This is a genomic window from Prevotella aurantiaca, assembly GCF_015262605.1.
In the GTDB taxonomy this organism is placed as follows: Bacteria; Bacteroidota; Bacteroidia; order Bacteroidales; family Bacteroidaceae; genus Prevotella; species Prevotella aurantiaca.
Map to the genome: position 1 here is coordinate 1 of NZ_JABZSJ010000082.1, position 7,955 is coordinate 7,955.

General features: G+C 40.5%; 8 protein-coding genes. All 8 read left to right on the forward strand.

From position 1 onward, the window contains the following. The first annotated feature begins 260 nt into the window (after positions 1–260). The 8 genes from HXN26_RS10445 (at position 261) to HXN26_RS10480 (ending at position 7,878) form a co-directional block, all read left to right on the forward strand. Positions 261–1,814, forward strand: coding sequence for a ComEC/Rec2 family competence protein (locus tag HXN26_RS10445; RefSeq protein WP_273161162.1), 1,554 nt, complete (start codon positions 261–263; stop codon positions 1,812–1,814). Between the two features lie 24 nt (positions 1,815–1,838). Next, the gene (truA, locus tag HXN26_RS10450; RefSeq protein WP_273161163.1) at positions 1,839–2,612 is read left to right on the forward strand and encodes a tRNA pseudouridine(38-40) synthase TruA; all 774 of its coding nucleotides are present in this window, start codon (positions 1,839–1,841) and stop codon (positions 2,610–2,612) included. Between the two features lie 182 nt (positions 2,613–2,794). Next, positions 2,795–3,682, forward strand: coding sequence for an ACP S-malonyltransferase (gene fabD, locus HXN26_RS10455; RefSeq protein WP_273161165.1), 888 nt, complete (start codon positions 2,795–2,797; stop codon positions 3,680–3,682). 184 nt (positions 3,683–3,866) lie between these two features. Continuing rightward, positions 3,867–5,561, forward strand: a complete 1,695-nt coding sequence (locus HXN26_RS10460; RefSeq protein ID WP_273161167.1) for an alpha-amylase family glycosyl hydrolase — start codon at positions 3,867–3,869, stop codon at positions 5,559–5,561. A gap of 3 nt (positions 5,562–5,564) precedes the next feature. Next, positions 5,565–6,038, forward strand: a complete 474-nt coding sequence (locus HXN26_RS10465; protein ID WP_024999932.1) for an alanyl-tRNA editing protein — start codon at positions 5,565–5,567, stop codon at positions 6,036–6,038. A gap of 110 nt (positions 6,039–6,148) precedes the next feature. After that, on the forward strand, positions 6,149–6,394 hold the full coding sequence (locus tag HXN26_RS10470) for a hypothetical protein (protein ID WP_024999933.1): 246 nt from the start codon (positions 6,149–6,151) through the stop codon (positions 6,392–6,394). 2 nt (positions 6,395–6,396) lie between these two features. Further along, the gene (locus HXN26_RS10475) at positions 6,397–6,534 is read left to right on the forward strand and encodes a hypothetical protein (protein ID WP_199897112.1); all 138 of its coding nucleotides are present in this window, start codon (positions 6,397–6,399) and stop codon (positions 6,532–6,534) included. A 6-nt stretch (positions 6,535–6,540) separates the two neighbouring features. Then, positions 6,541–7,878 (forward strand): MATE family efflux transporter, encoded by a 1,338-nt coding sequence (locus HXN26_RS10480; protein ID WP_273161170.1) that lies wholly within the window; start codon positions 6,541–6,543, stop codon positions 7,876–7,878. The last annotated feature ends 77 nt before the right edge of the window (positions 7,879–7,955 follow it).

Sequence of the window (7,955 nt, forward strand, 5' to 3'; positions counted from 1 at the left end):
TAATATATTACACTGACAAACAATTAGTTAGATATTTACTGAATATCCCTAATTAGTTTGTTATACAATAGATATTGTTGTGAAAAATATTTACACCATTATTGCCCTTTTCTACCTATTGTAATAAGGTGTATAGGCGAAACGGAGCGGAAGCATAACCCCTTGAAATGAAAACTTGGAGGAATGTTGCAGGCTGGTGAATCATTGGAAATAGAAAAATATTTCATACTTTTGTAGGCGATATAAAAACAATCTGTGCCATGAAACAAAGCATTGCTTTTAACATGAATCCATTGGTGAAAGTAGCCGTTGCCTTGATCGTAGGTATGACACTTGGACAGTATTCCTTGAGTATGGTGCCCTTATGGGCTTGGTTTGCCTTTGCTGTCATGTGTCTATTGGTCGTATTTCTATGTGGAAAAAGACGAATTTTGAGCAGCTGGGCACTACTTTTCTCAGTGGCTTCGGTAGGAGGTTTGCTAATGACTGATACAGAACTGGAGATGCAGAAGTCGATTCCCACAGAACCATTATGCTACGATGCTGTACTATTGACAGAGCCTGTGAGGCACGGAAAGGTTGTAAAGGTAGACTTAGCAATACCTATGGCTAACGAAATCGTAAAGGTGAAGGCGTCGATATTGTGCGATACAGTCTCAGAAAACTACAAAAGACTGCATGTTGGCGATGGTATTACAGCCTTATCGCAGTTGGAAGAGCCCGTAAACTTCCGCGATTCAGAATTTGATTATGCTCGTTGGCTACGATTACATGGCTTTGATGGAGAAACATTTATTTACTATCGTAATTGGAAAAAGACTTCAGTAGATCTGTCATCCTTTGGCTATATAGATCGTACACTTATAGAGCTGAAGCGAATAAAGCAACAGTGGATGCAGACATACGGCCGTGTGGGACTCGATGGACAATCGGTTGCAGTTGCAACAGCCATGACTTTGGGCGATAAGCAGCTTATCTCAAAGGAGGTAAAAGATGATTATTCCATTTCAGGAGCAAGTCATGTGTTGGCACTTTCGGGTTTGCATCTTGGCATTATCTATGCTTTCTTTCTATTTGGATTCAACCTTTGCAAAGGTATTCCCTATCTAAATCTTTTTGTACGATACCATTTGAGCGAACTTTTCGTACTATTGCTAATATGGCTTTATGCACTATTGGTAGACTTTTCGCCCTCTGTGGTGCGTTCGGCTACGATGATTACAGTTTACAGCATAGTCGGATTGCTGAATAGAGACAAGTTTTCGCTGAATACTTTAGCCTTAACTGCTATCATTTTGTTAGTCGTACGTCCGCAGAATTTGTGGGATGTAGGTTTTCAAATGTCCTTTATTGCAGTACTTTTTATAATCCTTTTTGTTCCATTGCTTGATGGATTGTTTTCTCGAAAGCAGCTTCAACGTCATTGGTTGTTACGCTGGGTGTGGGGATTAGTAATGGCTTCAGTTGCCGCACAGTTGGGTACAGCCCCCTTAGTAGCCTTTTATTTTGGTCGGTTTAGCTGTTATTTCCTGCTCTCTAACTTCATAGTTGTCCCCTGTGCTATAGTTATTCTTTATGCGGCACTACTGCTTTTATTCTGCTTCTTTGCGCCACAAGTGCAGCTTTTAGTAGGGAAAGCATTGATGTTTGTAGTCGGTACAATGAATACAGCACTACATTGGGTAGCTAATTTAAAGGGTGCGAGCGTCGAAGAACTACATCCTAACGTCCTACAAGTGCTTCTTTCGTATGTATTTCTGTTTTGTTTGTGGTATTTATTTAGTTTTTTCAGCAATCGAACCAACTTGAAATAAATTTCCGTATCTTTGCAGTTACTTATGCAAAGGTACTTTATAAAATTCTCATACGATGGTGCAAACTACCACGGATGGCAAATTCAGCCCAACGGAATATCGGTTCAAGAAGTCTTAGAAAAGGCTTTGACAACGTTGTTACGTGTAAATACAGGTGTAATAGGGGCAGGACGAACAGATGCGGGAGTTCATGCGCATTCCATGATAGCCCATTTTGATGGGCAAGAGGGTATCAACTGCAAGCAGCTGGCGTACAAACTGAATCGCTTGTTGCCTCGTGATGTTGCAGTAACAGCTGTTTTTGCTGTTAATAACGACCTGCATGCACGTTTTTCAGCTATCTCTCGCACTTATCATTACTATGTACACCATGGTAGAAACCCATTTTTGAGAACCTATTCTTATGAGATGCCTTATGCCTTAGATTATGAACGTATGAACGAAGCAGCCAGTTATCTAATTGGAGAACGAGATTTTAAGTGTTTTTGCAAGGCAGGAGGAGACAATAAAACTACCATTTGTAATTTGACAGAAGCACGTTGGGAGCGTTGTAAAACGGAACTATCCATTTATAATAATGCAACCGAAGCAGAAGAATGGTGCTTCGTAATTACTGCCAATCGCTTCCTTCGTAACATGGTTCGTGCCGTTGTTGGAACGCTGATAGAGGTGGGAAGAGGACGTATTACACTTGAAGAGTTCCGTAAAATAGTAGATAATGGAACCCGTAGCGATGCAGGCGAAAGTATGCCGGGCAATGCTTTGTTTCTTTGGAACGTGAAATACCCTTTTGTTTAATGGCCTTGTTTTGTTACAAGAAAACATTTTTCGCCTTAAAACACTTCGCTGCTTATACTCCTTTTATTTCTATTTTATAATTTTTCCACCTTTAATATATAAGGTGAAAGGGTTGAAATTTGTGTGTTTCATAATATTGTTGTACTTTTGTAACCTATAAGATTAAATTAAAAGAAATAAAGATGAAAGCATTTGTATTCCCTGGACAGGGTTCACAGTTTGTAGGTATGGGCAAGGATCTGTACGATAACAACCCTTTAGCAAAAGAACTTTTCGATAAAGCTGATGAAATTCTTGGCTTTAGAATTACTGATATTATGTTCGCAGGAACAGACGAACAGTTAAAACAAACCAACGTAACACAACCAGCAGTTTTCCTCCATAGTGTTATCTCAGCACTTTGCTTGGGTGACGATTTTAAGCCTGAAATGGTGGCAGGACACTCTCTTGGCGAGTTCTCAGCATTGGTTGCGGCAGGTGCTTTGTCTTTTGAAGATGGCTTGAAGCTTGTTGCTTTGCGTGCAAACAGCATGCAAAAGGCTTGCGAATTAAACCCAGGTACAATGGCAGCCATTATCGGTTTGGCTGACGAAAAGGTTGTAGAGGTTTGCGAACAAGTTACAAACGCAGGCAAACTCGTAGTTGCTGCTAACTTTAACTGTCCTGGTCAGTTGGTAATATCAGGCTCAAAGGAAGGTATTGATGAGGCTTGTGAGTTGTTAAAGGCTGCTGGCGCTAAGCGTGCATTGCCTTTAAAGGTGGGCGGAGCGTTCCATTCACCTTTCATGCAGGCTGCTAAAGATGAACTACAAGCTGGTATTGAGGCTACAAATATCGTTGCACCAAAGTGCGCTGTATATCAAAATGTAGATGCAAAGCCACATACTGATGCTGCAGAAATAAAGGAAAACCTTATCGCACAGCTTACATCAAGCGTTCGTTGGACCGAAAGTGTGCAGCATATGATTGCAGATGGTGCAACTGAGTTTATTGAATGTGGTCCTGGAAAGGCACTTCAAGGCATGATAAGCAAGATAAATAAGGATGTGAATGCCCACGGAGTGGAATAATAAAATACAGCAACTATTATAAATTATAGTGCTGTTTCCACCTCAATAATTTTCATGTAGGGACACAAGCCCCTGTATTTCCGATTGCTTGGTTCATAGAAAACCAAGTTAAAACCCCAAGGGGGGCGTAAGGAAATGCTGGGAATTGTGTCCTTTTTGTTATATTAGATTTAAGCTAAAACTTATGAAATTAGTTATTTACCAAGTGTTTACACGCACCTTTGGCAATAAGAATAGCAAACTAAAGCCAAATGGTACACTTGCAGAAAATGGTGTTGGAAAGATGAACGACTTTGATGTTGCGACCTTGCAGCAGATAAAAACGCTCGGTGTAAATACTATTTGGTACACTGGTGTTATTCGTCATGCCACTTGTACGGACTACTCTGATTATGGTATTCCATGCCAAACACCGCGCATAGTAAAGGGTAAAGCAGGCTCTCCATACGCCATAACCGACTATTACGATATTGATCCCGATATTGCTGATAATGTTTCGGAACGCATGAACGAGTTTGAAGATTTGGTAAAACGCACACATAAGGAAGGCTTAAAGGTGATTATAGATTTTGTTCCTAATCATGTAGCACGTGAATACAAGAGTATTTGCAAGCCAAAAGGAATGAAAGATTTAGGCGAAACTGATGATACGAGCAAGCATTTTGATGCGAATAACAACTTCTATTATTGCCCAAACGAAGCTTTAGATACTTCAGCAATCCCGCTTCCCGATGGTATTGAGGCTAATGTTACAAATGTAATGGCGGTTGAATATACTGAAACTGTGGCGCGATGCACGGGCAATGATAGATTCGATTCACACCCACAAGTCAACGATTGGTATGAAACCATTAAGCTAAACTATGGTGTTGATTATTGCAATTGGGGTGGACGTAGCACGCATTTCTCTCCAATACCCAATACTTGGCACAAGATGACTGACATATTGCTATTCTGGGCGGCTAAAGGTATTGATGGTTTTCGCTGCGATATGGCAGAAATGGTGCCCCACGAGTTTTGGCAGTATGCCACCGAAAAGGTAAAAGCGCAGTATCCCCACATCGTTTTCATTGGCGAAGTGTACGACCCTAATCAGTATAGAACGTATGTTGCAGCAGGTTTCGACTATCTATACGACAAGGTGGGCATGTACGATTGCTTGCGCGATGTGATGTGTGGGCACCGTTCGGCAAGTAATATTTCGCAGCAATGGCAGGCTACTGATGATATCCGTGAGCATATCCTCTACTTCCTTGAGAACCACGACGAGCAGCGAATAGCGTCCGATTTCTTTTGCGGAAACATGCAAAAGGGAATCCCTGCACTTATTGTTTCAGCCTTATTTCAGCGAAATCCAGTGATGATATATGCAGGACAGGAGTTCGGAGAGCGAGGAATGGATTGCGAAGGCTTCTCTAGAATAGATGGACGTTCCACTATTTTCGATTATTGGAGTGTAGATGCCATTCGGAAGGGGTTCTTTGAACGCAATGAATTGACTGCTGAACAATTGCAATTAGAAAAGGAATACCGCTCAATATTGAATATTTGCAATAGCGAAAAAGCAGTAAGCGAGGGCAAAACATTCGATCTTATGTATGCTAACGAGGCCAATGAAGGTTTCGACAGTTATAAAATATTCGCATTTCTACGTAGTGATGGCAATACAACTTTACTTGTTGTAGTTAATTTCAGTGAAGCAGAGACTCACGTTAGCGTGAATATTCCTGCTCATGCGTTTGACTATATGGGCCTAAAAGAGGGCGAGATAGATATGGTTGATTTGCTATCAGGCGAACAAAAGCCTGCTATGTTAAGACAAGAAAGTTCTATAGAGATGGAAGTTGCAGGACTTAGCGGAAGAATTTATAAGTTTTAAACTATGGAAATAGACGACTATGCGTTCAACGCACACAACAAAGAAGAATTTCCTCCTGCGCATACAGCGGAGCATCTTCTTAACCAACTCATGGTTAGAATGTTTGGAACAGAGCGCAGTAAGAATGCGCACATAGAGCGAAAGAAGAGTAAAATGACTTTCGTACTTTCGAAAAAACCTTCTCGAAAAGACGAGAAAGCAATAGAAGACGAAATGAATAGGCTCATCGAAGCAGACCTTCCAGTAACATTTAAACTTGTGGAACGTACTGAATTGCCCGAAGGAGTAACGCTCGAACGTTTGCCTGAAGATGCATCGGAGAAGATAAGACTCGTTCGAATAGGCGATTACGATGTGTGTCCGTGTATTGGCAAGCACGTACGTTCTACGTTACAGATAGGTAAGTTTGAACTTTTGGGTACGAATTGGGACGAGCATAGTCGTTCGTTTCGTGTGCGATTTAAAGTCAAACCATAGTATTTTGTGATTGCAAACAATACGAAAAGGTAAAGCGCAAACATGGAATTTAAGCAAGTTATGCTTTGTTTTGCGTATGTGTTTTTACTCTTTAGTATAACTAATAGCCTATGATAAACAAAGATAGTATAGAATCTGCATATTGTTTTCTACATCAGAAGTATCGTGTTTACGAGTTTTCTAACAGTGAAACGCAGCGAGATGATATTGAATTTGCCATAGCATCGTATGTAAACGATATGAATAAAGAACTTTATGCCCAACTTGCTAAAGGCCGTAAAGAGTTTCTTTGTAATCATACAACCTTTACATCAGATATGCAAGAGGCCATTAACGAATTAGAATTAAGATTATAATTATGGATTTCGACAAAGTACAAGACGACACGAGAAGAGCAGAACTCATAAGAATTATAGAGCATTCGGTAGAGCGATTATCGTTAGCTGAGCTTGAAGCGCTTTACTATGACTTGGTGTCGAAAGACTATATACGATGAAAAAACGTGGATAAAACGAATAGAGAGATACTCAATCTTGCCATACCTTCCATTGTTAGCAACATCACCGTGCCGCTTTTGGGTTTGGTTGATTTAACGATTGTAGGGCATATAGGCAACGAAAACCACATAGGAGCCATAGCCATAGGTTCTATGATATTCAATATAATGTATTGGATATTAGGTTTTTTGCGCATGGGAATGAGCGGAATGACTTCTCAAGCATATGGTAGAGAATCATGGGACGATGCCCTTCGTGTGTTGTTGCGTGCCTTAACAATAGGTGTCGGTATGGGTTTGACTTTCATTATTTGCCAATCTGTAATAGAGTGGGGCATGCTTCGTGCTATGAATACTCCCGAAAGTTCTTTACCATTGGTGCGTGATTACTTTCGTATAGCTATTTGGGGAGCACCCGCTATGCTCGGTTTATATGGACTGACGGGGTGGTTTATTGGTATGCAGAATACGAAAATACCCATGCTGATAGCCATCGTACAGAATGTTGTTAATATACTCGCTTCGTTGTTGTTTGTTTTTGCCTTTGGCTGGGAGATTGAAGGAGTTGCTACAGGTACGCTTATTGCACAATGGAGTGGATTCTTTATGGCGCTGTTTTTTGTACGGAGCGGACTTAAGAATAATACTTTTTATGCGTCGGAAAGTACTATTCATCTTTCTTTATCGCTTTTTAAGTCTACACTTACTCACGTTGAGGCTTGGCAACGCTTCTTCGTTGTGAATCGTGATATATTCCTTCGTACGCTTTGTTTAGTGGCTGTTAACCTCTTTTTCACAAGTGCAGGTGGTAAGCAAGGGGCACTAATGTTGTCGGTCAATACGTTATTGATGACGATGTTTACCCTCTTTTCCTATTTTATGGATGGATTTGCTTATGCTGGCGAGGCTTTGAGTGGTAAACTATATGGTGCGAATGATAAGGTTGGTTTCCTAAAAATGGTGCGCAGTTTATTTATTTTTGGTGGCATTATGGTTGTTTTATTCACGTCTGTTTATATTTTTAGTGGTATCAACTTCCTTCGTTTACTTACCGATGCGGAAGATGTTGTCCAAGCATCGACGCCTTATTTGATTTGGGTTTACTTCATTCCGCTTGCTGGTGTAGCTGCTTTTATTTACGATGGTATATTTATCGGTATGACAGAAACAAAGGGAATGCTTATTCCTTCTGCCATAGCGATGGCATGTTTCTTTGCTTTCTACTATGTTGCAGAATCATCGTTGGGCAATAATGCCTTGTGGATAGCTTTTCTTTTATTCCTCTCTTTTCGTGGCATTCTTCAGTTCTTTTGGGCAAAAAAGAGTGTTTTCAATCGCTTTTAATTTCCTCAACGAATAGCTTAGCTAGTCCTCCCTTAAAAACCTAATATTCCTCTGATTCATAGTATATTATCCTGTAA